Origin of the sequence: Pseudomonas sp. GD03858 (assembly GCF_029840925.1) — a bacterium.
Classification (GTDB): Bacteria; Pseudomonadota; Gammaproteobacteria; order Pseudomonadales; family Pseudomonadaceae; genus Aquipseudomonas.
The window spans coordinates 29,839-53,798 of sequence record NZ_JAOCDM010000017.1; the positions used below are offsets into that span (position 1 = coordinate 29,839).

General features: G+C 66.1%; 22 protein-coding genes. 17 read left to right on the forward strand and 5 right to left on the reverse strand.

The features are described from left to right. Nucleotides 1–147 precede the first annotated feature (147 nt). From purD to N5D48_RS07280, 3 genes are all read left to right on the forward strand, one after another. On the forward strand, nucleotides 148–1,443 hold the full coding sequence (purD, locus tag N5D48_RS07270; RefSeq protein ID WP_279882657.1) for a phosphoribosylamine--glycine ligase: 1,296 nt from the start codon (nucleotides 148–150) through the stop codon (nucleotides 1,441–1,443). Nucleotides 1,444–1,576: 133 nt separating this feature from the next. Then, nucleotides 1,577–4,342, forward strand: coding sequence for a hybrid sensor histidine kinase/response regulator (locus N5D48_RS07275; protein ID WP_279882659.1), 2,766 nt, complete (start codon nucleotides 1,577–1,579; stop codon nucleotides 4,340–4,342). A 201-nt stretch (nucleotides 4,343–4,543) separates the two neighbouring features. Then, nucleotides 4,544–5,140 (forward strand): MarC family protein, encoded by a 597-nt coding sequence (locus N5D48_RS07280; RefSeq protein WP_279882661.1) that lies wholly within the window; start codon nucleotides 4,544–4,546, stop codon nucleotides 5,138–5,140. Between the two features lie 12 nt (nucleotides 5,141–5,152). Here the strand turns inward: N5D48_RS07280 and cobJ are convergent, their stop codons facing one another. From cobJ to cobG, 4 genes are read right to left on the reverse strand one after another with little or no spacing between them, the layout of a single operon-like run. Next, the gene (cobJ, locus tag N5D48_RS07285) at nucleotides 5,153–6,853 is read right to left on the reverse strand and encodes a precorrin-3B C(17)-methyltransferase (RefSeq protein WP_279882662.1); all 1,701 of its coding nucleotides are present in this window, start codon (nucleotides 6,851–6,853) and stop codon (nucleotides 5,153–5,155) included. Further along, the gene (locus N5D48_RS07290) at nucleotides 6,841–7,575 is read right to left on the reverse strand and encodes a precorrin-2 C(20)-methyltransferase (RefSeq protein WP_279882663.1); all 735 of its coding nucleotides are present in this window, start codon (nucleotides 7,573–7,575) and stop codon (nucleotides 6,841–6,843) included. The genes cobJ and N5D48_RS07290 overlap by 13 nt, the downstream gene beginning before the upstream one ends. After that, nucleotides 7,572–8,198 carry a precorrin-8X methylmutase gene (locus N5D48_RS07295; RefSeq protein ID WP_279882665.1) on the reverse strand — a complete coding sequence of 209 codons (627 nt, stop codon included), beginning with the start codon at nucleotides 8,196–8,198 and terminating at the stop codon, nucleotides 7,572–7,574. Before N5D48_RS07295 ends, N5D48_RS07290 begins: the two co-directional genes overlap by 4 nt. Further along, on the reverse strand, nucleotides 8,191–9,516 hold the full coding sequence (cobG, locus tag N5D48_RS07300) for a precorrin-3B synthase (RefSeq protein WP_279882667.1): 1,326 nt from the start codon (nucleotides 9,514–9,516) through the stop codon (nucleotides 8,191–8,193). The genes N5D48_RS07295 and cobG overlap by 8 nt, the downstream gene beginning before the upstream one ends. Before the next feature lie 167 nt (nucleotides 9,517–9,683). On the opposite strand from cobG, the gene cbiE reads away from it, so the two are divergent. The 13 genes from cbiE (at nucleotide 9,684) to cycA (ending at nucleotide 21,662) form a co-directional block, all read left to right on the forward strand. Beyond that, nucleotides 9,684–10,895 (forward strand): precorrin-6y C5,15-methyltransferase (decarboxylating) subunit CbiE, encoded by a 1,212-nt coding sequence (gene cbiE / locus N5D48_RS07305; RefSeq protein WP_279882669.1) that lies wholly within the window; start codon nucleotides 9,684–9,686, stop codon nucleotides 10,893–10,895. Continuing rightward, nucleotides 10,888–11,982, forward strand: coding sequence for a cobalt-precorrin-5B (C(1))-methyltransferase (locus N5D48_RS07310; protein ID WP_279882671.1), 1,095 nt, complete (start codon nucleotides 10,888–10,890; stop codon nucleotides 11,980–11,982). Before cbiE ends, N5D48_RS07310 begins: the two co-directional genes overlap by 8 nt. Next, nucleotides 11,979–12,707, forward strand: coding sequence for a cobalt-precorrin-6A reductase (locus N5D48_RS07315; RefSeq protein WP_279882673.1), 729 nt, complete (start codon nucleotides 11,979–11,981; stop codon nucleotides 12,705–12,707). The genes N5D48_RS07310 and N5D48_RS07315 overlap by 4 nt, the downstream gene beginning before the upstream one ends. An 83-nt stretch (nucleotides 12,708–12,790) precedes the next feature. Next, entirely contained in the window at nucleotides 12,791–13,021 is a 231-nt protein-coding gene (vapB, locus tag N5D48_RS07320) for a type II toxin-antitoxin system VapB family antitoxin (RefSeq protein ID WP_279882674.1), read from the forward strand. Then, the gene (gene vapC / locus N5D48_RS07325) at nucleotides 13,021–13,431 is read left to right on the forward strand and encodes a tRNA(fMet)-specific endonuclease VapC (protein WP_279882676.1); all 411 of its coding nucleotides are present in this window, start codon (nucleotides 13,021–13,023) and stop codon (nucleotides 13,429–13,431) included. Before vapB ends, vapC begins: the two co-directional genes overlap by 1 nt. A gap of 72 nt (nucleotides 13,432–13,503) precedes the next feature. After that, nucleotides 13,504–13,941 carry an NfeD family protein gene (locus N5D48_RS07330; RefSeq protein ID WP_279882679.1) on the forward strand — a complete coding sequence of 146 codons (438 nt, stop codon included), beginning with the start codon at nucleotides 13,504–13,506 and terminating at the stop codon, nucleotides 13,939–13,941. A gap of 26 nt (nucleotides 13,942–13,967) precedes the next feature. After that, nucleotides 13,968–14,822: an SPFH domain-containing protein gene (locus N5D48_RS07335; RefSeq protein ID WP_262952530.1), complete on the forward strand. Its 855-nt coding sequence runs from the start codon at nucleotides 13,968–13,970 to the stop codon at nucleotides 14,820–14,822. 209 nt (nucleotides 14,823–15,031) lie between these two features. After that, nucleotides 15,032–15,421: a DUF2946 domain-containing protein gene (locus N5D48_RS07340; protein WP_279882684.1), complete on the forward strand. Its 390-nt coding sequence runs from the start codon at nucleotides 15,032–15,034 to the stop codon at nucleotides 15,419–15,421. A 47-nt stretch (nucleotides 15,422–15,468) separates the two neighbouring features. Continuing rightward, nucleotides 15,469–15,951, forward strand: coding sequence for a copper chaperone PCu(A)C (locus N5D48_RS07345; protein WP_279882686.1), 483 nt, complete (start codon nucleotides 15,469–15,471; stop codon nucleotides 15,949–15,951). Nucleotides 15,952–15,976: 25 nt separating this feature from the next. Then, nucleotides 15,977–16,408, forward strand: a complete 432-nt coding sequence (locus tag N5D48_RS07350; RefSeq protein ID WP_279882688.1) for a DUF2946 domain-containing protein — start codon at nucleotides 15,977–15,979, stop codon at nucleotides 16,406–16,408. Between the two features lie 69 nt (nucleotides 16,409–16,477). Continuing rightward, nucleotides 16,478–18,544, forward strand: a complete 2,067-nt coding sequence (locus N5D48_RS07355; protein WP_279882690.1) for a TonB-dependent copper receptor — start codon at nucleotides 16,478–16,480, stop codon at nucleotides 18,542–18,544. A gap of 58 nt (nucleotides 18,545–18,602) precedes the next feature. Continuing rightward, a complete protein-coding gene (locus N5D48_RS07360) occupies nucleotides 18,603–19,967 on the forward strand; it encodes a PepSY domain-containing protein (protein WP_279882692.1) in 1,365 nt (454 codons plus the stop codon). A gap of 279 nt (nucleotides 19,968–20,246) precedes the next feature. After that, nucleotides 20,247–21,662, forward strand: coding sequence for a D-serine/D-alanine/glycine transporter (gene cycA / locus N5D48_RS07365; RefSeq protein ID WP_279882695.1), 1,416 nt, complete (start codon nucleotides 20,247–20,249; stop codon nucleotides 21,660–21,662). A 132-nt stretch (nucleotides 21,663–21,794) separates the two neighbouring features. Here cycA and N5D48_RS07370 read toward each other — a convergent pair whose 3' ends face one another. Then, nucleotides 21,795–22,094, reverse strand: coding sequence for a hypothetical protein (locus N5D48_RS07370; protein ID WP_279882697.1), 300 nt, complete (start codon nucleotides 22,092–22,094; stop codon nucleotides 21,795–21,797). A gap of 516 nt (nucleotides 22,095–22,610) precedes the next feature. Here N5D48_RS07370 and urtA point away from each other — a divergent pair. Then, nucleotides 22,611–23,876, forward strand: coding sequence for an urea ABC transporter substrate-binding protein (gene urtA / locus N5D48_RS07375; RefSeq protein ID WP_279882699.1), 1,266 nt, complete (start codon nucleotides 22,611–22,613; stop codon nucleotides 23,874–23,876). The last annotated feature ends 84 nt before the right edge of the window (nucleotides 23,877–23,960 follow it).

Sequence of the window (23,960 nt, forward strand, 5' to 3'; positions counted from 1 at the left end):
CTTGTGTCGCGAAAGGGCCGCAAAGCGGCCCCAGGTTTCAGCTTCGCAGCAGAAATTGCTGGGGCTGCTGCGCAGCCCTATCGCGACACAAGGCCGCTCCTACACAGGGAACGCGGATCGCCGTAATACAGAATTCGAGGTTTTGACATGAAAGTTTTGATCATCGGCAGCGGCGGTCGTGAACACGCCCTGGCCTGGAAAGTCGCCCAGGACCCACGCGTCGAGAAGGTCTTCGTTGCCCCCGGCAACGCCGGCACCGCCACCGAAGCCAAGTGCGAGAACGTCGCCATCGACGTCACCGCCCTGGAGCAACTGGCCGACTTCGCCGAGAAGAACGTCGACTTGACCATCGTCGGCCCCGAGGCGCCGCTGGTCATCGGCGTGGTCGACCTGTTCCGCAGCCGTGGCCTGGACTGCTTCGGCCCGACCAAGGGCGCGGCCCAGCTGGAAGGCTCCAAGGCCTTCACCAAGGACTTCCTGGCCCGCCACAAGATCCCTACCGCCGACTACCAGAACTTCACCGAGATCGAGCCGGCCCTGGCCTATCTGCGTGAAAAAGGCGCGCCGATCGTGATCAAGGCCGATGGCCTGGCAGCGGGCAAGGGCGTGATCGTCGCCATGACCCTGCAGGAAGCCGAAGACGCGGTGCGCGACATGCTCGCCGGCAACGCCTTCGGCGACGCGGGCTCGCGCGTGGTGATCGAAGAGTTCCTCGACGGCGAGGAAGCCAGCTTCATCGTCATGGTCGACGGCCACAACGTGTTGCCCATGGCCACCAGCCAGGACCACAAGCGCGTCGGCGACAAAGACACCGGACCGAACACCGGCGGCATGGGCGCCTACTCGCCCGCCCCGGTGGTGACCGCCGAGGTTCACCAGCGCGTGATGGATCAGGTGATCTGGCCGACCGTGCGCGGCATGGCCGAGGAAGGCAACGTCTACACCGGCTTCCTCTATGCGGGCCTGATGATCGACAAGGCCGGCAACCCCAAGGTCATCGAATTCAACTGCCGCTTCGGCGACCCGGAAACCCAGCCGGTCATGCTGCGTCTGGAATCGAGCCTGGTGCTGTTGATCGAAGCCGCCTTCGCCAAGGCCCTGGACAAGGTCGAGGCGCAGTGGGATCCGCGCCCGAGCCTGGGCGTGGTGCTGGCTGCCGGCGGCTACCCCGGCGACTATGCCAAGGGCGCGGCAATCAGCGGCCTGGACGCCGCCGCCAAGCTCGAGGGCAAGGTCTTCCATGCCGGCACCGCGCTGAAGGACGGCCAGGTGCTCACCGCTGGCGGCCGCGTGCTCTGCGCCACCGCCATGGGCGACACCGTCGAGGCCGCCCAGCAGCACGCCTATCGCCTGGCCGAGCAGGTCAAGTGGGATGGCAGCTTCTACCGTACCGACATCGGCTACCGGGCCATCGCCCGCGAGCGCGGTGAACATCAGCAGTAAACGCAGCGCATGACCGCCACGCCTCGCGCGCGCGGTCCTCGCCTCGTCGCCAAGGCCCCTCGGGGCCTTGCCTTCGCCTTGGCCCGCCGCGCATAGTGGGTACTCGGCACATCAGCTAAGAAGGGATTTCGTCGTGCGTCGGCTTCGGATTGCCATTGTCCAGATCGTCAGCCTGCTGACCCTGCTCTGCCTGGTTCCAGCCCATGCCGAACCGAGCGCGGGCTGGTCCGCTCTGCTCGACGAGCAAGCCAACCTGCAGCTTTCCGACGTACGCTCCGAGCGCTACCGCAACCAGTTCAGCCCTCTGGCCCTCGACCAGCTCGATGCCGCCCTGCCCGACCAGGCCCTGTGGCTGCACTATCGCCTCGCCCCTGACGAGCAGGAACAACTGGTCCGCATCTTCGCCCCCGACCTCTCACGCATCGACCTCTACGCCCTCGAAGGCGACAAGTTGCTGCGCCAACTGCACCATGGTGGCCAGAACGAAAGCAACGACTCCAGCCTGCACGGCAGTGACCATGTACTGCCTCTGCCACGCAGCAGCCAGCAGGTGGATATCTACCTGCGCCTGATCTCGGAGCATCAGCTGCGCCCGGCCATCAGCCTGGAGCCCTCGGCTCAAGCCGCCGCCGATCAGCGCCAGCCCCTGCTGTTCGGCTTGCTGTTCGGCGGCCTGGTGATGCTGATCCTGCACAACCTGATTCGCTTCGCCTACACCCGCTCCTACACCACATTGTCCCTGGCGCTGTATCACGCCCTGATGCTGCTCAGCGCCCTGATTCTCCTCAACCTCAGCGGGCCCTGGTGGCACCTGTGGTACAGCGCCCAGACCCCGGCCGCCTACCTCACCCTGGTGCTGGCCGGCCTGGCCGGGCTGTATTTCACCCTGCACTTCTTCTCCCCTTGCAGCTCGGCGCGGCTCAACCGGCTGCTGCATATGGAGATGCTGGTAGCCGCCGTCAGCGGCCTGGTGGTGCTGTTCGTCGACACGCTCCCGCTGAACCTGATGACCTACGCCCTGCTCGCCCTGGGTAGCGTAAGCATGCTGCTGGTCAGCAGCTATCACTGGTACAAGGGCTACACCCCAGCGCGCCTGTTCACCCTGGCCATGCTGGTGTTCAACCTCGGCGGCCTGGTACTGCTCCCGGCCCTGCTCGGCCTGACACGGACCGCCACCCCCTGGCTGCTGTGCATTCTCATGACGCTGACCGTGGTCAGCGGCCTGTTGCTCAACCTCGCCGTCAGCGAACGCCTGCGGCGGATCAGCGAGGAACGTTTCCGCGCCAGTCGCGCCCTGGCCGCCAGCGACGCCGAGATCAACGCCAAGGCCGAGTTCCTGGCCAAGATCAGCCACGAGATCCGCACCCCGATGAACGGCGTGCTGGGCATGACCGAACTGCTGCTGGGCACGCCGTTGTCGGTCAAGCAGCGTGACTATGTGCAGACCATCCACAGTGCCGGCAACGAACTGCTCACCCTGATCAACGAGATCCTCGACATCTCCAAGCTCGAGTCCCGACAGATCGAGCTGGACGACGTGCAGTTCGACCTCAATGCACTGATCGAGGACTGCCTGAACATCTTCCGGGCCAAGGCCGAACAGCAGAACATCGAACTGATCAGCTTCACCCAGCCCCAGGTGCCGCGGGTGATCAGTGGCGACCCGACACGCCTGCGCCAGGCGCTGTCGAGCCTGCTGGACAACGCCCTGAAAAACACCACACAGGGCGAGATCCTGCTGGTGGTGGCGCTGGAGCAGCGCGGCGCTGGACCGCGCCTGCGCATCGCCGTGCAGGACAGCGGCGAGCCCATGCCCCCCGCCGAGCGCGACGCCCTGCTGCAGGCCGAACTGCACAGCCGCCATTTCCTCTCCAGCAACAAGCTCGGCGGCCACCTGGGGCTGGTGATCGCCAAGCAGCTGATCGGCCTGATGCAGGGCGAATTCGGGATCAAGACCAGCACCAGCCTGGGCAACACCCTGTGGCTCACCCTGCCGCTGGACCCGCAGCGCCTCGAGCAGCCGCCGACCGACCTCGATGGCCCGCTGCGCGACGCGCGGGTGCTCGTGGTGGACGACAACGACACCTGTCGCAAGGTACTGGTGCAACAGTGCAGTGCCTGGGGCATGAATGTCAGCGCGGTGCCGTCCGGCAAGGAAGCCCTGGCCCTGCTGCGCACCAAGGCACACCTGCGCGACTACTTCGACGCCGTGTTGCTGGACCAGAACATGCCTGGCATGACCGGCATGCAACTGGCGGCCAAGATCAAGGAAGACCCGAGCCTGAACCACGACATCCTGGTGGTCATGCTCACCGGCATCAGCAACGCGCCGAGCAAGGTCATCGCCCGCAATGCCGGGGTCAAGCGCATCCTTGCCAAGCCGGTGGCCGGCTATACCCTCAAGACCACCCTGGCCGAAGAGCTCGCCTTGCGCGGCCGTGAACAGGCGACACCGCCGCAGCCGGTCGGCACGCCGCCACCGCTCGACCTGCCCGGCGACTTCCGCATCCTGGTAGCCGAGGACAACAGCATCTCCACCAAGGTCATCCGCGGCATGCTCGGCAAGCTCAACCTCGAGCCGGACACCGCCAGCAACGGCGAAGAAGCCCTGCAGGCGATGAAGGCCAAACAGTACGACCTGGTGCTGATGGACTGCGAGATGCCGGTGCTCGACGGTTTCTCCGCGACCCAGCAGCTGCGCGCCTGGGAAACCGCAAACCAGCGCCCGCGCACGCCGGTGGTGGCACTGACCGCGCATATTCTCAGCGAGCACAAGGAGCGCGCGCGCCTGGCAGGCATGGACGGGCACATGGCCAAGCCAGTGGAGCTGTCGCAACTGCGCGATCTGGTGCAGTTCTGGGCGGGGCAGCGGCAGGTGGTCACCGCGCCCCTCGACTGAAACGCCGCGGGCAGTGCTATCGGTGTAGGAGCGGCCTTGCGTCGCGAATGGGCTGCACAGCAGCCCCCGACCATTTCTGCTATAGCTGAGATCCTGGGGCCGCTCTGCGGCCCTTTCCGACCGGTCCGACGCCTCGGCAAGGCCGCTCCTACAGGTTCCGTGCTATACAGATGCCACTCTTCTCCGCCTGGACCCGCCCCCATGCTCCATGAGTTGTTCAGTGTCTATCTGAAAATGCTCGTGCTCTACAGCCCGTTCTTCGTCCTGTCGTGCTTCATCGGGCTGACCCGCGGTCACTCCAGCAAGGAGCGCAAGCAACTGGCCTGGCGCGTGGCCATCGCCACGCTGATCGCCAGCGTGCTGCTGTATCTGTTCGGGCGGGTGATCTTCGGCGTGTTCGGCATCACCGCCGACGCCTTCCGCATCGGTGCCGGCTCGGTGCTGTTCATCTCGGCGCTAGGCATGGCCCAGGGCAAGTCGGCGGTGCAGACCGACAACGTGCAGCAGGACGTGACCATCGTGCCGCTGACCATTCCGCTGACAGTCGGCCCGGGCACCATCGGTGCGCTGCTGGTGATGGGGGTGGGCCAGCCGCACTGGGACGACAAGCTGCTGGCCATCGTCAGCATCGCCCTGGCCAGCTTCACCGTCGGCCTGGTGCTGTACCTCTCGCACCGTATCGAGCGGCTGCTCGGCGACCAGGGCCTGCAGATCGTCAGCCGCCTGATGGGGCTGTTCGTCTGCGCCCTGGCGGCGCAGATCATCTTCACCGGGATCAAGGGCTACCTGCTGCCCTGACCCCGGCTGCGCTCAGGGCTTGGCGGGGTACCAGCGCGGCGTGTACACCCACTGGCCGCCATCGGCACGGGGGAAGGCGCAGGTGGTCGAGGAGCCGACCAGCACCATGGTGCGCATGTCGACCATCTCCGGCAGCAGCTCGCCCAGGCTCACCACCCGCAGGGTCTGCCCCGGCCGGCCGATATCACGGCCCAGCACCACGGGGGTGCCTGCGTCGCGATGACGACGTACCACCTCCAGCGCCACACCCAACTGACGAGGCCGGGCCTTGGAGATCGGGTTGTAGAACGCCAACACCAGATCCGCCTGGGCCGCCAGGTCGAGGCGTTTTTCGATGATCGACCAGGGCTTGAGGTTGTCCGACAGCGACATCACGCAGAAGTCGTGCCCCAGCGGCGCCCCCGCTTGCGCGGCGGTGGCCAGCGAGGCCGAGACGCCGGGCAGGATCTGCAACTCGACGCGCTGCCAGGCCGGGTCGCTGGACTCGTGCAACGCTTCGAGCACTGCGGCGGCCATGGCGAATACGCCCGGATCACCGGACGACACCACCACCACCGAACGGCCCTGGGCCGCCAGCTCGAAGGCATGGCGGGCGCGCTGCATCTCTTCGCGGTTGTCGGTGCAGTGCAGCACTTGATCGTCGCGGAAGGGGCCGGCCATGCGCACGTAGGTTTCGTAGCCGAGCACATCCTGCGCACGCGCCAATTCCGCCTTGACCGCCGGCACCATCAGCTCGGCGGCACCAGGCCCCAGGCCGATCACGGCCAGGCGACCCCGGCGACGGCCAACGCGGTCGATGTCGACCGGTGCCGCGGCAACCGCGTGGGCGAGCCCCACGGACGACCCCACACGCGCTTGCGGCAATGCATCAGCCAGCATCCGCTCCAGGCTCTCGGCAGCCGGGGCAAAGCGCAGGGGGACATTCAGTGCCTGTGCAGCCTCGTGCAGGGCCGGCTCCGCCATCTCGGTTTCGCTCGCCAGCAGGCAGGCCAGCGCGGGCTCGGCGATGTTCGCTTGCAGCAGTTCCTCGCGCACCTGTTGCACCAGGTCAGCGCTACCGGCGGTGACCGCCACCACCACGCAACGCGCATGGATCACCAGTTCGTCACGGCTGGCCGGACGCAGTGCGCTGCCCACGTGGATGATGCGTTGCGCATCGTCACTGGCGGGCAACTGCACGTGCTCGAGCCACGGCGCCTCGCCTTCGACACGCACGGTTTCGCCCGCCAGCAGGTCGGAGACGAAGCGCTTGCCCTGTTCCAGGTCTGCCAGCGCGTACCCCTCGGGCGGGTTCAGCAGACAGGTGCCGAAGCGCAGCTCGCCACTGGTGGTGATCGCTGCGCTTACACCCAACGCTTCACCAATGTCTCGGGCCATGACGTTGACCCCGCCCAGGCCACCGAGCAGCGGCACCACGGCGCTGCCATCCTCGGCCACGGCCAGCACCGGCGGCTCGACGCCTTTTTCGCTCAACAGCGGCGCCAAGGTGCGAATGACGATACCCGCCGCGCACAAAGCAATGATCGGCGTGTCTTGTTGATACAGCTCGCGCAGGGTGTCGCCGAAGGCCGCGTAGTAACGGTCGGCCCCCTCCACTCGCCCTTGCAGGCCATGAATCACGGCCTGTGGATAACGTTGCTGGATACGCTGCGCGGTGGCCAGGCTGCCCGGGCCGAGAATGACGATTGCCGGTGCCTTGATCATCCCTGCCATTTCTCACCCGGCACGATGATCAGCGAGAAGTACGGCGAGGACTGCGGATCGACTTCATCCAATGCGACGATCTTCTGGTTGGCCATGGTCGCCCGCTCCACGTAGAGCGCACGGCTATCCAGGCCCAGCTCGCCGAGCACCTGGCGCACCTTGGGGAAGTTGCGTCCCAGCTTCATGATCACTGCCGCATCGGCGGCGGCCAGGCGCTGCTTGAGCTCTTCATGAGGCAATACACCGGACAGTACGGTGAGGGTCTGGTTGCGATACACCAGCGGCGCACCGAGCACCGAGGCGCCGCCGAGCATCGAGCAGACGCCGGGGATCACCTGGGCCTCGTAACGCGACGCCAGGCGATCATGCAAGTACATGTAGGAACCGTAGAAGAACGGGTCGCCCTCGCAGATCACCGCCACGTCGCGGCCGGCATCGAGATGTTCGGCCACCTGTACGCTCGCCTCGTCGTAGAAGTCGCTGATCACCTGCTCGTAGGAGAGCGGCGCGGGCAGCGCCTCGGTGGTTACCGGATACACCAGCGGCAGCAGGGTCTGTTCGGTTTGCAGTTGCGCTTCGATGATACCGAAGGCGTTGCCGCGCTTGCCCTTGGCCACGAAGTACGCCACCACCGGTGCCTCGCGCAGCAGGCGCAGGGCCTTGACCGTGATCAGCTCGGGATCGCCCGGGCCCACGCCCAGGCCCAGCAGTCGTCCGCGTGCGTGCATCATTCCACCTCCGAGGCCAGGGCGTTGACCGCGGCGGCGGCCATCGCGCTGCCGCCCAGGCGGCCCTGCATGATCACGAACGGCACGCCGCGGCTGTCGGCGGCGAGCATGGCCTTGGATTCGGCGGCGCCGACGAAGCCGACCGGGAAACCGAGGATCAGCGCCGGTTTCGGCGCGCCGGCATCGAGCATTTCCAGCAGGTAGAACAATGCGGTCGGCGCGTTACCGATCACCACCACGCTGCCTTCCAGGTGCGGGCGCCACAGTTCCAGGGCCACCGCGGAGCGGGTGTTGCCCTCGGCCTTGGCCAGGTCCGGCACGCTCGGGTCGCGCAGGGTGCAGATCACCGGGTTGTTGGCTGGCAGGCGGGCGCGGGTGATGCCTTCGGCGACCATGTGCGCGTCACAGAGGATCGGCGCGCCCTTGGCCAGGGCCTCGCGGCCGGCGGTGCCGGCGCCTTCGGAGAACTGCAGGCCATCGATGGCCTCGACCATGCCACAGGCATGGATCACGCGCACGGCGAGCTTTTCAAGATCGGCGGGGATCCGCTCGAGCCGGGCTTCCTCGCGGATGATCCGGAAGGAATTGCGATAGATCTCCTGACCATCGCGGATGTAGTCAATCATCAAGGTGCTCCGTCGGCAGGTCGAGCATGGCGCCTGCTTCTTCTGGGGTAAGGTCGGCGCCGCGCAGCCTGCCGAAGCCCGGCAGGCGCGCATCGCGCAAGTAAAGGTCATAGCGGCCCGGGGCACGGGCCAGCAGGGTAGCCGGGGCGACGTGGGCCATGGCGCAGGAACGTGGGCAGGCGGAAAGGTGCACGCTGCCAGGGGCACCGTGGTGCAGCAGGGCGGCCAGGGCAATGGCGTCGGCCTTGGTGTCGGCCTGGGCCTTGGCGCAACCACTGGAGCCGGTGCAGGCGACGACCCGCGCCAGCGGATGATCGTTGTGACAGAGCATGCCGGATGCCGTCAGTTGCGCGCGTGCGTTTTCCAGCTCCGTCGGTTCGAGGGAGGTCAGCACCAGGCTCTGCCAAGGCGTCAGGCGTAAGCTGCCATCGCCCCATTGCCGGGCGATATGCGCGGCACAGCGGAGCATTGCGGGCGTCAGGCGCCCGAGGGGTGGTGCGACGCCCAGGGCCACGCCCTGGCGCTGTGGCAGCACGCCCAGCCAGGGGCTTGTCACCACCGGGAGCTGCCAGGCCATCGATACTGTGTCGATCTGCAGGGGCAGCCCTTCAAGGAAGTGCTTCACCGGGCACACCTGCAGTAATTGACGCATGCGCGACTGCTCGGGTGTCGCGAGATCGAGGAAGCGCTCCAGCATTGCGCGCACCAACGCCAGCCCCTGCTCCACCGGCACCGCACCCAACGCTTGGCCATTCGACAGGCTGCTCGCGAGCCCGAACCGCAACCAGATGCGTCCTTCGCGTTGCATCGCGGACAGCCACAGATCATGGGCGTGTTCGCGCATCGCCAGCGCTTCGCCGCCATCGAGCTGCACGGCGAACTTGGCCGAGAGCTTGTGGAACCTGGGTGTGCTCTCCAGCAGGTCGAGGATCTGCCCTGCCAATGGCCGGGTGTCGAACAGCATGGCCGGATCGAGCCCGGCCAGTGGGCTGAGCATGAGGTTGCGTACATCATCGCCCGCCGCGTCACGCGGGCCGAGCCCTGCGGTCAGCAGATGCTCGACCAGGCCGCCGTGATCCTGGCCAATGCCGCGAATCTGCAGGTTGGCTCGGTTGGTCGCCTCGACCACCCCTCCGGCAAAACACTCGGCGGCGTCGGCCACGGCATCGGCCTGGTCGGCCAGCAGCAGGCCACCGGGCAGCTTGATCCGGCAAATGCCACCATCGCGTGCAGCGACGATGCGCCACAACCCCGGACAGGCCGAGGGACGGGGCGAAACTTCGGAGGGCGGGGGCTGCGTCAAGGGGGCATCCGGCAATCGTGAAAGTGCGCTTCAGTGTAGAAGGCGCGGTATTATGCCTGCTTTGTCCGGCGGCATGAAAAACCGGTGGTCGAACGTTTAGACGAATCGCGGGGCAAGCCCGCTCCCACGCGCCCACGTGGGAGCGGGCTTGCCCCGCGATCAATGATTGGTACGAGGAACAGATGGCCCCCTGGCTGACAGTAATAGGCATCGGCGAAGACGGCTTCAGCGGCCTGGGCAAACAGGCCCGCCGCGCCCTGCTGTCGGCCACGCGAATCATCGGCGCCCCACGCCAGCTGGCGCTGCTGCCCCGCTGCGTGACCGCCGAGCAATTGCACTGGCCCAGCCCGTTCTCCCTGGCCCCGGTCATGGCCTTGCGCGGCGAGCCGGTATGCGTGCTGGCCAGCGGCGACCCGATGTTCTATGGCGTCGGCGCCAGCCTGGCGCGCCAGCTGCCCGCCGAAGAACTGCGGGTGCTGTCGATGCCCTCCTCCTGCGCCCTCGCTGCCGCCCGCCTGGGCTGGCCGTTGCAGGATGTGCAGGTGGTCTCGGTGGTCGCCCGCCCGCTGGCCGCGCTCAATGGCCATCTGCACAGTGGCGTGCGCCTGCTGGTGCTGAGCAACGACGAAAGCAGCCCGGCTGCCATTGCCGCGCAGCTGCGCGAACGTGGCTTCGGCCCCAGCCGTCTCCAGGTGTTCGAACACCTCGGTGGCCCGCAGGAGCGAACGCTGAGCGGCACCGCCGATGACTGGCCACACGCCGATATCGCCACGCTCAACCTGGTCGCCATCGAATGCCAGGCCTCGCCTGACACCCCGCGCCTGCCTCGCGTGGCCGGCCTGCCCGACAGCGCCTTCCGTCATGACGGCCAACTGACCAAGCGCGACGTGCGCGCCATCACCCTGGCCCGCCTGGCACCACAACCCGGCGAGCTGCTGTGGGATGTAGGTGCCGGTTGCGGTTCCATCGGCATCGAATGGATGCGCGCCCACCCCAGCTGCCGCACGCTTGCGATCGAGGCTGACGAAGGCCGCCAGGGCTTCATCGAACACAACCGCGACACCCTCGGCGTGCCCGGCCTGCAACTGATTCGCGGCAAGGCCCCCGAAGCGTTGGCCGGGCTGGAACGTCCGGATGCGATCTTCATCGGCGGTGGCGTCACCCGCGAAGGTGTGCTCGAGCTGTGCTGGGAGCGCCTGCTGCCGGGCGGACGCCTTGTTGCCAATGCGGTCACGCTGCAAAGCGAGGTCGCCCTGGCACAGTTCCGCGAGCAGCACGGCGGCGAGCTGACCCGCATCCACATCGCCCACACCCAGCCCCTGGGCAGCTTCGACACCTGGCGCCAGGCCCTGCCGATCACCCTGCTCGACGTGGTGAAACCTCTCGATGCGTGAAGAAACCCGCGAACAGGCCGCGCCACTGCGCAGCGGCCTGACCACCGGCAGCTGCGCCACCGCCACCAGCCTGGCCGCAGCACGCCTGCTGCTGACCGGGCAACGGCACGACGCGGTGGAAATTACCCTGCCCAAGGGCAAGGTGGTGCAGATGCGCCTGGAGTTCTGCCACCTCAAGGGCGACATGGCCGAGGCCGGCACCTTGAAGGATGCCGGCGACGATCCCGATGTCACCCACGGCGCCCTGCTCTTCAGCCAGGTGCGCTTGTGCGCCGAACCTGGCGTTCGCTTCGTCGCGGGCGCGGGCGTGGGGACCGTGACTCGCCCGGGGCTGGTGCTGGCAGTCGGTGAACCGGCCATCAACCCGGTACCGCGCAAGATGATCAGCGACCATCTGCTGCAACTGGCGGGCGATTGCGGATACCACGGCGGTTTCGAAGTGACGGTCAACGTGCAAGGCGGCGAACAGCTGGCCCTCAAGACCATGAACCCACGTCTGGGCATCCTCGGCGGGCTGTCGATCCTGGGCACCAGCGGCATCGTCCGGCCGTTCTCCTGCTCGGCCTACATCGCCTCGATCCACCAGGGCATCGACGTCGCCCACACCAACGGCTACACCCATATCGCCGCCTGTACCGGCAACGCCAGCGAAGACACCATGCGCCGGGTCTACGACCTGCCGGAGATCGCCCTGATCGAGATGGGCGACTTCGTCGGCGCCGTGCTCAAGCACCTGCGCAAGGTACCCGTGCCGCGCCTCACGCTATGCGGTGGCTTCGGCAAGATCAGCAAGCTGGCCGCCGGGCACATGGACCTGCACAGCCGCCATTCGAGCATCGACCTGCCGCAGTTGGCGGGCTGGGCGGCGGCCATTGGCGCGGATACGGCGCTGCAACAGGCGATCATCGCCGCCAACACCAGCCAGCAGGCCCTCGCCCTCGCGCATGCCGCCGGCATCGCCCTGGGCGATGAGGTGTGCCGCCATGCCCTGGACTTCGCCCGCAGCGTGGTGCCGGCCCAGGTGCAAGTGGAAGTGTTCGCCATCGACCGCCAGGGCGGCATCGTCGGCAAGGCGGGCGTGGCATGAATGGTCGCATCCTGCTGCTCGGCGGCGTCACCGAAGCCCTGGCCATCGCTCGCCAGCTGGGTCCGCAACATGTCTACAGCCTCGCCGGTATCGGCCGCATTCCCCAGGACCTGGCCTGCCAGGTGCGGGTCGGCGGCTATGGCGGCGCCGAAGGCCTGGCCGAGTACCTGCGCGAAGCAGGCATCGACCTGCTGATCGACGCCACCCATCCCTATGCCGCGCAGATCAGCCGCAACGCCGCCCTCGCCGCACGCAGCGCCGGCATTCCCTGCTGGGCCCTGCGCCGCCCGGCGTGGCAGGCGCAGCCCGGCGATGACTGGCGCGAAGTCGAGGACTGGGCCGGGCTGATCGAGGCGCTGGCCCCGTTCCAACGTCCCTTGTTCACCCTTGGTCGCGAACCCCTGCAACATCTGGACGAAATCCCACCACACCAGTTCTGGACCCTGCGCGCCCTCGAGGCGTGCCCCGGTAATGAACGCTGCGAGGTGATCGGTGCTCGCGGGCCCTTCCTCATCGACGATGAACGTGCCCTGTTCGAACGTCGGCAGATCGACGTGCTGGTGAGCAAGAACAGCGGCAGCACGGCTACCGAGCCAAAGCTGGAGGTTGCACGGGCGCGCAGGGTGCCGGTGCTGGTACTCAAGCGGCCAGTACTGCCGGAAGTGGATCGGGAACTCCAGGATGCGAGGCGGCTGCTGGAGGCGCTCCACCTGCCCAAGGCCTGATCGGCATCATATATATCCCATTGACATATCCATCTCCGGAATTAAACTCCGGTCATACATTTGCGCTTTCAAGGAGGCCCATCATGGAGCAAGGTGCAGTCTTCAAAAGTAACCGCAGCCAGGCTATCCGCATGCCAAAAGCCCTCGCCCTTCCAGAAGACGTCACCCGCGTGGACATCGTTGCGGTGGGCCGTTCCCGTATCATCTCGCCTGCCGGCGAAAGCTGGGACAGCTGGTTCGAGGGTGACAATGTGAGTGCGGACTTCATGGCAAGCAGGGAACAGCCAGCCGACCAGGAGCGCGAAGGATTCTGATGCTCAGGTACATGCTCGATACCAACATCTGCATTTTCACCATCAAGAACAAGCCACAGGTAGTGCGCGAGGCATTCAATCGCCATCACGGCCAGCTGGCCATCAGCACGGTAACCCTGATGGAGTTGATCTACGGTGCGGAAAAATCCGCCGCGCCGGAACGCAACCTGGCCATTGTCGAGGGGTTCGCCGCACGGCTCGATGTGCTTGACTACGACATTCAGGGCGCCGCTCACACCGCACAGCTACGTGCGGAGCTGGCCAAGGCCGGCACGCCCATCGGCCCCTACGACAGAATGATTGCCGGCCACGCCCGCGCTCGCGGCCTCACACTGGTGACCAACAACCTGCGCGAGTTCCAGCGTGTGCCGGGGCTGCGTGTGGAAGACTGGGTAACATACCCACGCTGACGGTCACGAGATGGCCCTGTGCCTTGATCCTGCCGTAGAATCACCTCTCCCCTTCTGGAAGGCTCCACCCATATGGAAATGCAATGGTGGATCTGGCTCGTCTTCGGCGTGGCCCTGATCCTGCTGGAACTGGTGCTCCCCACCTTCTTCATCCTCTGGTTCGGCGTCGGTGCCGTGCTGGTGTCGCTCGTCTCGCTGCTCGCCCCCAGCCTGCAACTCGATATGCAGGGCCTGCTGTGGGTGGTGTTCTCATCGATCACCACCGTGCTCTGGTTCAAGGTGTTCCGCCGCAAGAAGCCGGACGTGCGCTGGACCGCCGACAGCGTGATCGGCGAGGTCGGCCTGCTGACCACCAATGTCTCGCAGTTCCAGAAAGGCCGGGTGCGCTTTCAGAAGCCCATCCTCGGCAACGAGGAATGGACCTGCGTCGCCGACAACGACATCCCCGCCGGCGAGCGCGTGCGCCTGGCCGCCATCGAAGGCAACACCGCCCGGGTCACCCGGGCCTGAATCCGCACTAAAAGGAAGTTCGCAGCATGACCAGCCTCATCGTCGTCGGCACCCTCGCCGCATTCGTTCTTATCACCGTGTTCAAGGGGGTGCGCATCGTGCCCCAGGGCGAGGAGTGGATCGTCGAGCGCCTGGGCCGCTACCACAGCACCCTCAAGCCGGGCCTGAACATCGTCATCCCGTACATGGACGTGGTCGCCTACCGCCTGCCGACCAAGGACATCATCCTCGACGTGCAGCAGCAGGAGATCATCACCAAGGACAACGCGGTGATCGTCGCCAACGCCCTGTGCTTCGCCAAGGTGGTCGACCCGCAGAAGGCCTCGTATGGCGTGCAGAACTTCTCGTTCGCCGTCACCAGCCTGACCATGACCTCGCTGCGCGCCATCGTCGGTGCCATGGACCTGGACGAAGCGCTGTCCAGCCGCGAGCAGATCAAAGCACGCTTGCGCGAGGCGATGTCCGAGCAGACCGAAGACTGGGGCGTGACCGTGCGCTCGGTGGAGATCCAGGACATCAAGCCATCGCCGAGCATGCAGACCGCCATGGAGCGCCAGGCCGCTGCCGAGCGTGAGCGTAAGGCCGACGTGACCCGTGCCGAAGGCAACAAGCAGGCGGCGATTCTCGAAGCCGAGGCGCGCCTGCAGGCGGCCAAGCTGGATGCCGAGGCCCAGGTCAACCTGGCCGAGGCGTCGGCGCGGGCGATCACCCTGGTCAAGGAAGCGGTGGGCAGCGAGACCGTGCCGGCCATGTACCTGCTGGGTGAGCGTTACATTGGGGCGATGGAGAACCTGGCGGGTAGCGACAATGCGAAAGTCGTGGTGCTGCCGGCTGATCTGCAGGAAACCGTGCGTGGACTGCTGGGGCGTGGCAAGGTCTGATAACGCCGGGGGCGCTTTGCGCCCCTTTCCGACCGGTCCGACGCCTCGGCAAGGCCGCTCCTACAGGCGATCGCATCCCCCTGTAGGAGCGGCCTTGTGTCGCGATGGGCTGCGCAGCAGCCCCCAGGTGCGGCACTTCACCGCACCCTGGCATTTTTACCTATACTCCGCCGTACAATAGCCATCACGATTCCTGACCGGATCTCTCCATGCCCCCACGTCGGCACATTGCCTGGATAGCCTGCTTCGCAGTGCTGTTCAACCTGCTGGCCATGCCGCTGTCCTCCGCCGCGCCGAAAGGCCCGGCCGAGCAGCTGCTGTGGGGGGCTTTCTGTTCCAGCATGGCCGGCAAGGCCAAGGTCGATGTCCAGGCCCTGGCCAAGATCGACCTAGGGACGCAAAGCGACGACAGCGCCAGCATGATGAACTGCTGGTGCTGCCTGGGCGCCGCGCCCTTGCTGGCCCTGCCAGGCTACCCGCCGCAGTTGCACAATCCGCCCGTGCTGCCTGCGGGGCACTCTGCGCAACTCGCCGACTACCAACCTACGCCGCGCCAGCTATGGCCCGCGCTCAACCCCCGTGCCTCTCCGCTGACCTGAGTTCACTACGCTGTCTGCCTGAACCTCAACAGATCGGAGACTCACCCATGCTCAAGCAAGCCCTCGTCCTGGCCGCCCTGCTGCTGCCCGGCGCCTATGCCAACGCCCACGAATACAGCAAAGGCGACCTGCACATCGCCCACCCCTGGTCGCTGGAGCTGCCGCCGAACGCGCCCAACGTCGCGGCCTATTTCGTCGTGCACAACAACGGCAAGACCGACGACCGCCTGCTCTCGGCGGACACGCCGATCAGCGCCGACGCCCAGTTGCACGAGCATGCGATGAGCTCAACCGGCGCCATGAAGATGCAGCAGGTGCAAAGCGTGGTGGTACCCGCCGGCAAGGACCTGACCTTCGCCCCCAGCGCCTACCACGTGATGATCATGCAACCCAAGGACCGCAGCCTGCTGACCGACGGCAAGCGCTTCCCGCTGACCCTGCACTTCGAGAAGGCCGGTGACATCACCGTCGAAGTCGCCGTGCAGAAGCAGCCACCGGCCGAGCAGGCCGCGCACGAGCACGCGCACTGACCTGATCGACTGACTGGCGCTCACCATGAGCCTGCCGCGCTACAGCTCCGTCCGCACTACCCGCCCTGATCGCAGGCGCGTCGGTGGCGGCTGGCTGAGCCTGTTCGCCATGTGGATGATCTTCATCGGCCCGCTGGTTTCCCAGTCGATGCCGATGGAGCACCACGCCGGCATGTCCATGCCCATGGACATGTCGATGAGCATGCCCATGGCGCACGGTCACGACGAGCACCACGGCCACGGCAACGACGGCCAACTGCATGTGATGTGGGAGAAGTGCGGCTACTGCAGCCTGCTGTTCAACTGCCCCGCCCTGCCCCAGACCCTCAGCCCGCTCAGCGCGGATAGCATCACCCCACCCAGCCACCTCACCGTCGCCACGCGCCAGGGCCATGCCCGGCAGGCTGTATTCCCCGGCGCCCGCAGCCGCGCGCCGCCCCGTTCGATCGTCGCCTGAACACCACACGCTAAACGCCCGAAGCCAGGAGGCTTCGCGCTGACTCATGACTGATCGACTGGAATCATTATGTCCGGCTGCACCCCTGTTTTTGCCCTTTCCCTGCGCGGCACCGTCGCCGTGCTCTGCGGCTCGCTGCTCGCGCCACTGGCCCTTGCCGCCGAAACCGGCCATGAAGGCCATGTGCACGACCCGGCCGAGCTGAGCCCGACGGTGATCACCGCCATCGCCCCCAGCTCGCCGCTGACCGTGGTCACCAACCCCAAGGACCCGCGCCAGCCCGTACCGGCCAGCGACGGCGGCGACTACCTCAAGACCATTCCCGGCTTCTCGGTGATCCGTGCCGGCGGCACCAATGGCGACCCGGTGCTGCGCGGCATGTTCGGCTCGCGCCTGAACATCCTCACCAATGGCGGCATGATGCTCGGTGCCTGCCCTGGCCGCATGGACGCCCCGACCTCGTATATCTCGCCGGAGACCTACGACCGCCTCACGGTGATCAAAGGCCCGCAGAGCGTGATCTGGGGCCCGGGCGGCTCCGCTGGCACCATCCTGTTCGAGCGTGAACCGGAGAAGTTCGGCGAGCTGGGCAGCCGGGTCAACGGCAGCGTGCTGGCCGGCTCCAACGGCCGCTTCGACAAGGTGCTCGACGCCGCGGCCGGCAACCAGCTCGGCTACGTGCGCTTCATCGGCAACCAGTCGCACTCGGACGACTTCGAGGACGGCAACGGCGACACCGTGCCTTCGCGCTGGGACAAGTGGAACGGCGACGTCAGCCTCGGCTGGACCCCGGACGCCGACACCCTGCTGGAACTGACCGCCGGCAAGGGCGATGGCGAAGCCCGCTCCGCCGGGCGCGGCATGGACGGCTCGCAGTTCAAGCGCGAAAGCCTGGGGCTGCGTTTCGAGAAGTCCAACCTCGGCGAGGTGCTCGACAAGGTCGAGGCGCAGGTCTACTACAACTACGCCGACCATGTAATGGACAACTATACCCTGCGCACACCGTCGGGCACCGGCATGATGGGCATGCCCATGGTCAGCAACGTCGACCGCCGCACCATGGGCGCGCGGATCAAGGCCACCTGGCGCTGGGCCGACGTGCAGTTGATCAGCGGTATCGACGCGCAGACCAACGAGCATCGCCAGCGCGGCGGCATGGGCGTCAACGCACACAAGGGCCAGCCTTGGACCAAGGACGCCGACTTCCACAACTACGGCGCCTTCGGCGAGCTCACCTGGTATGCGACCGGCGAGGACCGCCTGGTCACCGGCGCTCGCCTGGACCGTGCCTCGGCCCGCGACTTCCGCAAGGGCAGCGCCACTGAGGGCGATACCCGCGCCGACACCCTGCCCAGCGGCTTCGTGCGCTACGAGCACGACCTGGCGGCGATCCCGGCCACCACCTACATCGGCCTGGGCCACACCCAGCGCTTCCCCGACTACTGGGAGCTGTTCTCGCCCAAGCGCGCCCCGGCCGGCTCGGTCAACGCCTTCGACGGCATCAAGCCAGAGAAGACCACCCAGCTCGACTTCGGCATCCAGTACCGCGACGAACGCCTGGAAGCCTGGGCCTCGGGTTACGTCGGTCAGGTCCGCGACTACATCCTGTTCGACTACCAGCGCAACATGATGGGTTCGCTCACCTCCCAGGCGCAGAACATCGATGCGCGCATCATGGGCGGCGAACTGGGCGCGGCCTACAAACTGACCGAAAACTGGAAGGCCGACGCCACCCTGGCCTACGCCTGGGGCAAGAACAGCAGCGACGGCAAGGCCCTGCCACAGATGCCACCGCTGGAAAGCCGCCTGGGTCTGACCTACAGCCACGACACCTGGAGCGTCGGCGCCCTGTGGCGCCTGGTGGCCGAGCAGAACCGCATCGCCCAGAACCAAGGCAATGTGGTCGGCAAGGACTATGACACCAGCTCAGGCTTCGGCGTGTTCTCGCTCAACGGCGCCTACAAGGTCAACAACAACCTCAAGCTCAGCGCGGGCGTCGACAACCTGTTCGACAAGGCCTACGCCGAGCACCTGAACCTGGCCGGGAACGCCGGGTTCGGCTACCCGGCCAACGCCACGGACCCGGTGAACGAGCCAGGCAGGACCTTCTGGACCAAGGTCGACTTCAGCTTCTGACAACAACAAACGGGCGCGGGGCCTGACCGCGCCCACTTAAGGTCTACGGGAGGCTCATATGAGCAAACCAAACGTTTCCTTCTACAACCTTGCGTGGCGCTGGCATTTCTATGCCGGGCTGTTCGTGGCGCCGTTCATGATCCTGCTGGCGATCACCGGGATCATCTACCTGTTCAAGCCGCAGCTCGATCCGTTGATGTATCGCGAGCTGATGGTGGTCGAGGCCGGCCATCACCGACAGGACGCCGATACGCTGCTGGCCAACGTGCGCCAGGCTTATCCACAGGGTCAGGTGGGGCAGTACCTGCCACCGGTAGGCGCCGAGCGCAGCGCGCAGTTCGTGGTGCACGATGGCGGTCGCGAGCTGAACGTCTTCGTCGATCCGTACAGCGGCAAGGTACTGGGCGAACAGGACGGCAAGCAGAACCTGCAGGCCATCGCCCGCGCCCTGCATGGCGAACTGATGGTCGGCACGGTCGGCGACCGGCTGGTGGAACTGGCGGCCGGCTGGGGCATCGTCCTGGTCGTGTCCGGCCTCTATTTATGGTGGCCACGCGGGCGCAGCAGCGCCGGGGTGCTGTGGCCACGCCTGAGCGCACGCGGCCGTGTGCTGTGGCGCGACCTGCATGCCGTCACCGGCTTCTGGGGTTCGGCATTGCTGCTGTTGATGCTGATCAGCGGCATGACCTGGACCGGGCTGTGGGGCAAGCAGTATGCCGACCTGTGGAACCGCTTTCCGGCGGCCATGTGGAATGACGTGCCCAAGTCCGATAAAGAAGCCCGCGACCTCAACAGCGCCCATCGCCAGACCGTGCCGTGGGCCATGGAGAACACCCCGATGCCGGTGTCCGGTGCCCATGCCGAGCATGCCGGGCATCACATGATGGATCACGCCCCCGCCGCGCCGCAGGTCAGCCTGCAGCAGGTCGAGAACATCGCCGATCTGCGCGAGGTCGAGCCGGGCTACAGCATCACCCTGCCGACCAGTGCCGACGGCGTGTTCACCATCGCGGTATTCGCCGACGATCCGCGCAACGACGCCACCCTGCATGTGGACCAGTACACCGCAAAGGTGCTGGCCGATGTGCGCTGGCAGGACTACAGCCCGGTGGCGCGTGCCACGGAGCTGGGGGTGATGCTACATGAGGGCAAGATGTTCGGGCCGTTAAACCAGATCGTCATCCTGCTGGTGTGCCTGATGATCCTGCTGGGCTCGGTGAGCGGGCTGGTGATGTGGTGGAAGCGCAAGCCGGCCGGTGGGCTGGGGGTGCCGCCGCTGCGTCATGACCTGCCGCGCTGGAAGATGGCGGTGGGGGTGATGGTGGTGCTGGGCGTCGCCTTCCCGCTGGTGGGGGTTTCGATGGTGGTGATGTGGGTGGTGGATAGCCTGGTGGTGAGACGCCGGGCCATGGTCCAGATTTGAGATTGCCGGGGGCGCGTTGCGCCCCTTTCCGACCGGCCCGACGCCTCGGCAAGGCCGCTCCTACAGGGGACGCGGTCGCCTGTAGGAGCGGCCTTGTGTCGCGAAAGGGCTGCGCAGCAGCCCCAGGATGTGTGATCCATCCATTGACCGCGATCATGTCCCCGACCGCGCTGCACCGCCAAGATCGTGCCGATCTGCCGCACCCGCGATCGGAACGCGACGTGATAGCCTACTCGGCTTTCGCTCACAAAAAGACTGACCCTCAATGGAATGCAGCCTATGACCCGGACCTCCCAGACACCCTCCGAAGAGCAGCACCTGCAACGCAACCTGACCAACCGCCACATCCAGCTCATCGCCATCGGCGGCGCCATCGGCACCGGCCTGTTCATGGGCTCGGGCAAGACCATCAGCCTGGCCGGCCCGTCGATCATCTTCGTCTACATGATCATCGGCTTCATGCTGTTCTTCGTCATGCGCGCCATGGGCGAGCTGCTGCTGTCGAACCTCAACTACAAGTCGTTCATCGATTTCTCCGCCGACCTGCTCGGCCCCTGGGCCGGCTACTTCACCGGCTGGACCTACTGGTTCTGCTGGGTGGTCACCGGCATCGCCGACGTGGTGGCGATCGCCGCCTACACGCAATTCTGGTTCCCGGACCTGCCACAGTGGATACCGGCGCTGAGCTGCGTGGCCCTGCTGCTGTCGCTGAACCTGGTGACGGTGAAAATGTTCGGCGAGATGGAATTCTGGTTCGCCCTGATCAAGATCATCGCCATCATGGGCCTGGTCGCCACCGGCTTGTACATGGTCGTTACCGGCTTCCAGTCGCCAGCAGGCCACACCGCCACCCTGGCCAACCTGTGGAATGACGGCGGCATGTTCCCCAACGGCATGCTGGGCTTCTTCGCCGGTTTCCAGATCGCCGTGTTCGCCTTCGTCGGCATCGAGCTGGTGGGCACCACCGCCGCCGAGGCGAAGAACCCCGAGCGCACCCTGCCGCGGGCGATCAACTCGATCCCGATCCGCATCATCGTGTTCTACGTGCTGGCGCTGATCGCGATCATGGCGGTAACGCCATGGCGCGACGTGGTGCCGGGCAAGAGCCCGTTCGTCGAGCTGTTCGTGCTGGCCGGCCTGCCGGCGGCGGCGAGCATCATCAACTTCGTGGTGCTCACCTCGGCGGCCTCGTCGGCCAACAGCGGCGTGTTCTCCACCAGCCGCATGCTGTTCGGCCTGGCCCAGGAGGGCGATGCGCCCAAGGCGTTCGAGAAACTCTCGCGCCGCGCGGTGCCGGCCAACGGCCTGTACTTCTCCTGCACCTGCCTGCTGCTGGGCGCGGTGCTGATCTACCTGGTACCCAATGTGATCGAAGCTTTCACCCTGGTGACGACGGTGTCGGCGGTGCTGTTCATGTTCGTGTGGACGCTGATCCTGCTGTCGTACCTGAGCTACCGCAAACAGCGCGCGGCGCTGCATGAGCAGTCCACCTACAAGATGCCCGGCGGGCGTTTCATGTGCTACGTGTGCCTGGTGTTCTTTGCCGGCATTCTGGTGCTGTTGAGCCTGGAGGCGGATACGCGCTCGGCGCTGGTGGTGACGCCGATCTGGTTCGTGATTCTGGCGGTGACCTATCAGTTTGTGCGCAGCAGGCGTCAGCCGCGTGCGTCGGTGCGTGAAGCGTCTAACAACTGATCTGGCCAATGGGGCCGCTGCGCGGCCCTTTCGCGACACAAGGCCGCTCCTACAGGAGATTGCGTTCCCCTGTAGGAGCGGCCTTGTGTCGCGAAAGGGCTGCGCAGCAGCCCCAGGATGTTCAGCCAGGCACTAAGCCTGCTCCAATCCCTCGAGCACCGCCTCGGCCAACGCCAGGCCTTTCTCCAGCGAGTTCTCGGTCGCCGTCAGCAAACTGCGCAACGGCTCCCCCGCCTTCTCCAGCGCTGCGGCATTGGTTTCATACGCCGCCTTCAACGCCGCCACGGCGCACACCAGCGCATCCTCGCTATCAACGCCAGCACGTACCGAGAGAATCGGATCATGGGCGTGATTGCAGGTGCCGAAGTGGGAACAAGCAGTGACGGGACGTGATTGGCGGGGACTGTGGTTGACCAGCGATTCCTGGCTCATGGCTGCACCTCTCGATGAAAGGTGGCGATATCAACAAATGCGAACGGTGGATCTGGAACGATCTTCTTGAGCATGGTGCTACTCCTTGCAGCCTTCTGAAGTGTCTCTCCGTGCCCATACGCCAATATGGGTGGACGGAGCCGTGCGGGTTGGCGTTGCCGGTCAGAAGGTCCGGTGAGCCCGAAGGCTCCCACACACGGCTCCGCCCATAACGGGTGCAACCATGCAGGACACGCTATCGCAGGTGCGATGTGCCCGGTTCTGACAGCGGGACGCCAATCCCGAACCGCAGAAACTACTGCGGTGCGGCACGGTACTCAAGTAGTGCTTATGTGTCAAAAGTGTTCATCGCCCCCGGCCCCAATCCTGTGCAGGCCCAACCTGCAAGCACCATCCTGGCCCCACCCCGCGCCCCGATTCGTCGCACAACCGCTCTATCACGCACATTCCATCGCTCGGCACAGCCTTTGCACTCTCCAACTAGGCCAACACCCACCATCACATCGGAGTGAGCACATGAAGCGACGCAGTCTGATCAAGGCCTTTACCCTCAGCGCATCGATCGCCGCGATGGGCCTGAGCTGGAGCATCCAGGCCGCCGAGACCATCAAGGTCGGCATCCTGCATTCGCTGTCCGGGACCATGGCGATCTCCGAGACCTCGCTCAAGGACATGGCGCTGATGACCATCGACGAGATCAACGCCAAGGGCGGGGTCAACGGCAAGCTGCTGGAGCCGGTGGTGGTGGACCCGGCGTCCAACTGGCCGCTGTTCGCCGAGAAGAGCCGCCAGCTGCTGACACAGGACAAGGTCGCGGTGGTGTTCGGCTGCTGGACCTCGGTGTCGCGCAAGTCGGTGCTGCCGGTGTTCGAGGAGCTCAACGGCCTGCTGTTCTACCCGGTGCAGTACGAGGGTGAAGAGATGTCGCCGAACGTGTTCTACACCGGCGCGGCGCCCAACCAGCAGGCGATCCCGGCCGTCGAGTACCTGATGAGCGAGGACGGCGGCGGCGCCAAGCGCTTCTTCCTGCTGGGCACCGACTACGTCTACCCGCGCACCACCAACAAGATCCTGCGCGCCTTCCTGCACAGCAAGGGCGTGGCCGACAAGGACATCGAAGAGGTGTACACGCCGTTCGGCCACAGCGATTACCAGACCATCGTCGCCAACATCAAGAAGTTCTCGGCCGGGGGCAAGACGGCGGTCATTTCCACGGTCAACGGCGACTCCAACGTGCCGTTCTACAAGGAGCTGGCCAACCAGGGGCTGAAGGCCACCGACGTGCCGGTGGTGGCGTTCTCGGTGGGAGAAGAGGAGCTGCGCGGCATCGACACCAAGCCGTTGGTGGGGCACCTGGCCGCGTGGAACTACTTCGAGTCCGTGGATAACCCGGTCAACCAGAAGTTCGTCGCCGACTGGAAGGCCTACGCCAAGGCCAAGAACCTGCCGGGGGCCGACAAGGCGGTGACCAACGACCCGATGGAGGCCACCTACGTCGGTATCCACATGTGGGCGCAGGCGGCGCAGAAGGCCGGCAGCACCGATGTGGACAAGGTGCGCGAGGCGCTGGCCGGGCAAAGCTTCAAAGCGCCGTCGGGCTTCACCCTGACCATGGACAAGAGCAACCACCACCTGCACAAGCCGGTGATGATCGGCGAAATCCAGGATGACGGGCAGTTCAGCGTGGTGTGGCAGACCGAACAGCCGCTGCGGGCGCAGCCTTGGAGCCCGTTCATTCCGGGGAATGACAAGCGGCCTGACTATGCGGTGAAAGGCAACTGACGCCATCGCGGGGCAAGCCCGCTCCCACGCCTGCCCCCTCACCCATGTGGGTACGGCGTGGGAGCGGGCTTGCCCCGCGATGAA

Coding starts and splice junctions, on each gene's coding strand:
- N5D48_RS07360 (WP_279882692.1), top strand. CDS start 18,603: ATGAGCAAACCAAACGTTTCCTTCTACAACCTTGCGTGGCGCTGGCAT.
- N5D48_RS07355 (WP_279882690.1), top strand. CDS start 16,478: ATGTCCGGCTGCACCCCTGTTTTTGCCCTTTCCCTGCGCGGCACCGTC.
- vapC (WP_279882676.1), top strand. CDS start 13,021: ATGCTCAGGTACATGCTCGATACCAACATCTGCATTTTCACCATCAAG.
- cobJ (WP_279882662.1), bottom strand. CDS start 6,853: ATGGCAGGGATGATCAAGGCACCGGCAATCGTCATTCTCGGCCCGGGC.
- N5D48_RS07295 (WP_279882665.1), bottom strand. CDS start 8,198: ATGATTGACTACATCCGCGATGGTCAGGAGATCTATCGCAATTCCTTC.
- N5D48_RS07290 (WP_279882663.1), bottom strand. CDS start 7,575: ATGATGCACGCACGCGGACGACTGCTGGGCCTGGGCGTGGGCCCGGGC.
- cbiE (WP_279882669.1), top strand. CDS start 9,684: ATGGCCCCCTGGCTGACAGTAATAGGCATCGGCGAAGACGGCTTCAGC.
- N5D48_RS07345 (WP_279882686.1), top strand. CDS start 15,469: ATGCTCAAGCAAGCCCTCGTCCTGGCCGCCCTGCTGCTGCCCGGCGCC.
- N5D48_RS07370 (WP_279882697.1), bottom strand. CDS start 22,094: ATGAGCCAGGAATCGCTGGTCAACCACAGTCCCCGCCAATCACGTCCC.
- purD (WP_279882657.1), top strand. CDS start 148: ATGAAAGTTTTGATCATCGGCAGCGGCGGTCGTGAACACGCCCTGGCC.
- N5D48_RS07330 (WP_279882679.1), top strand. CDS start 13,504: ATGGAAATGCAATGGTGGATCTGGCTCGTCTTCGGCGTGGCCCTGATC.
- N5D48_RS07280 (WP_279882661.1), top strand. CDS start 4,544: ATGCTCCATGAGTTGTTCAGTGTCTATCTGAAAATGCTCGTGCTCTAC.
- urtA (WP_279882699.1), top strand. CDS start 22,611: ATGAAGCGACGCAGTCTGATCAAGGCCTTTACCCTCAGCGCATCGATC.
- N5D48_RS07350 (WP_279882688.1), top strand. CDS start 15,977: ATGAGCCTGCCGCGCTACAGCTCCGTCCGCACTACCCGCCCTGATCGC.
- N5D48_RS07310 (WP_279882671.1), top strand. CDS start 10,888: ATGCGTGAAGAAACCCGCGAACAGGCCGCGCCACTGCGCAGCGGCCTG.
- N5D48_RS07315 (WP_279882673.1), top strand. CDS start 11,979: ATGAATGGTCGCATCCTGCTGCTCGGCGGCGTCACCGAAGCCCTGGCC.
- N5D48_RS07340 (WP_279882684.1), top strand. CDS start 15,032: ATGCCCCCACGTCGGCACATTGCCTGGATAGCCTGCTTCGCAGTGCTG.
- vapB (WP_279882674.1), top strand. CDS start 12,791: ATGGAGCAAGGTGCAGTCTTCAAAAGTAACCGCAGCCAGGCTATCCGC.
- N5D48_RS07335 (WP_262952530.1), top strand. CDS start 13,968: ATGACCAGCCTCATCGTCGTCGGCACCCTCGCCGCATTCGTTCTTATC.
- cycA (WP_279882695.1), top strand. CDS start 20,247: ATGACCCGGACCTCCCAGACACCCTCCGAAGAGCAGCACCTGCAACGC.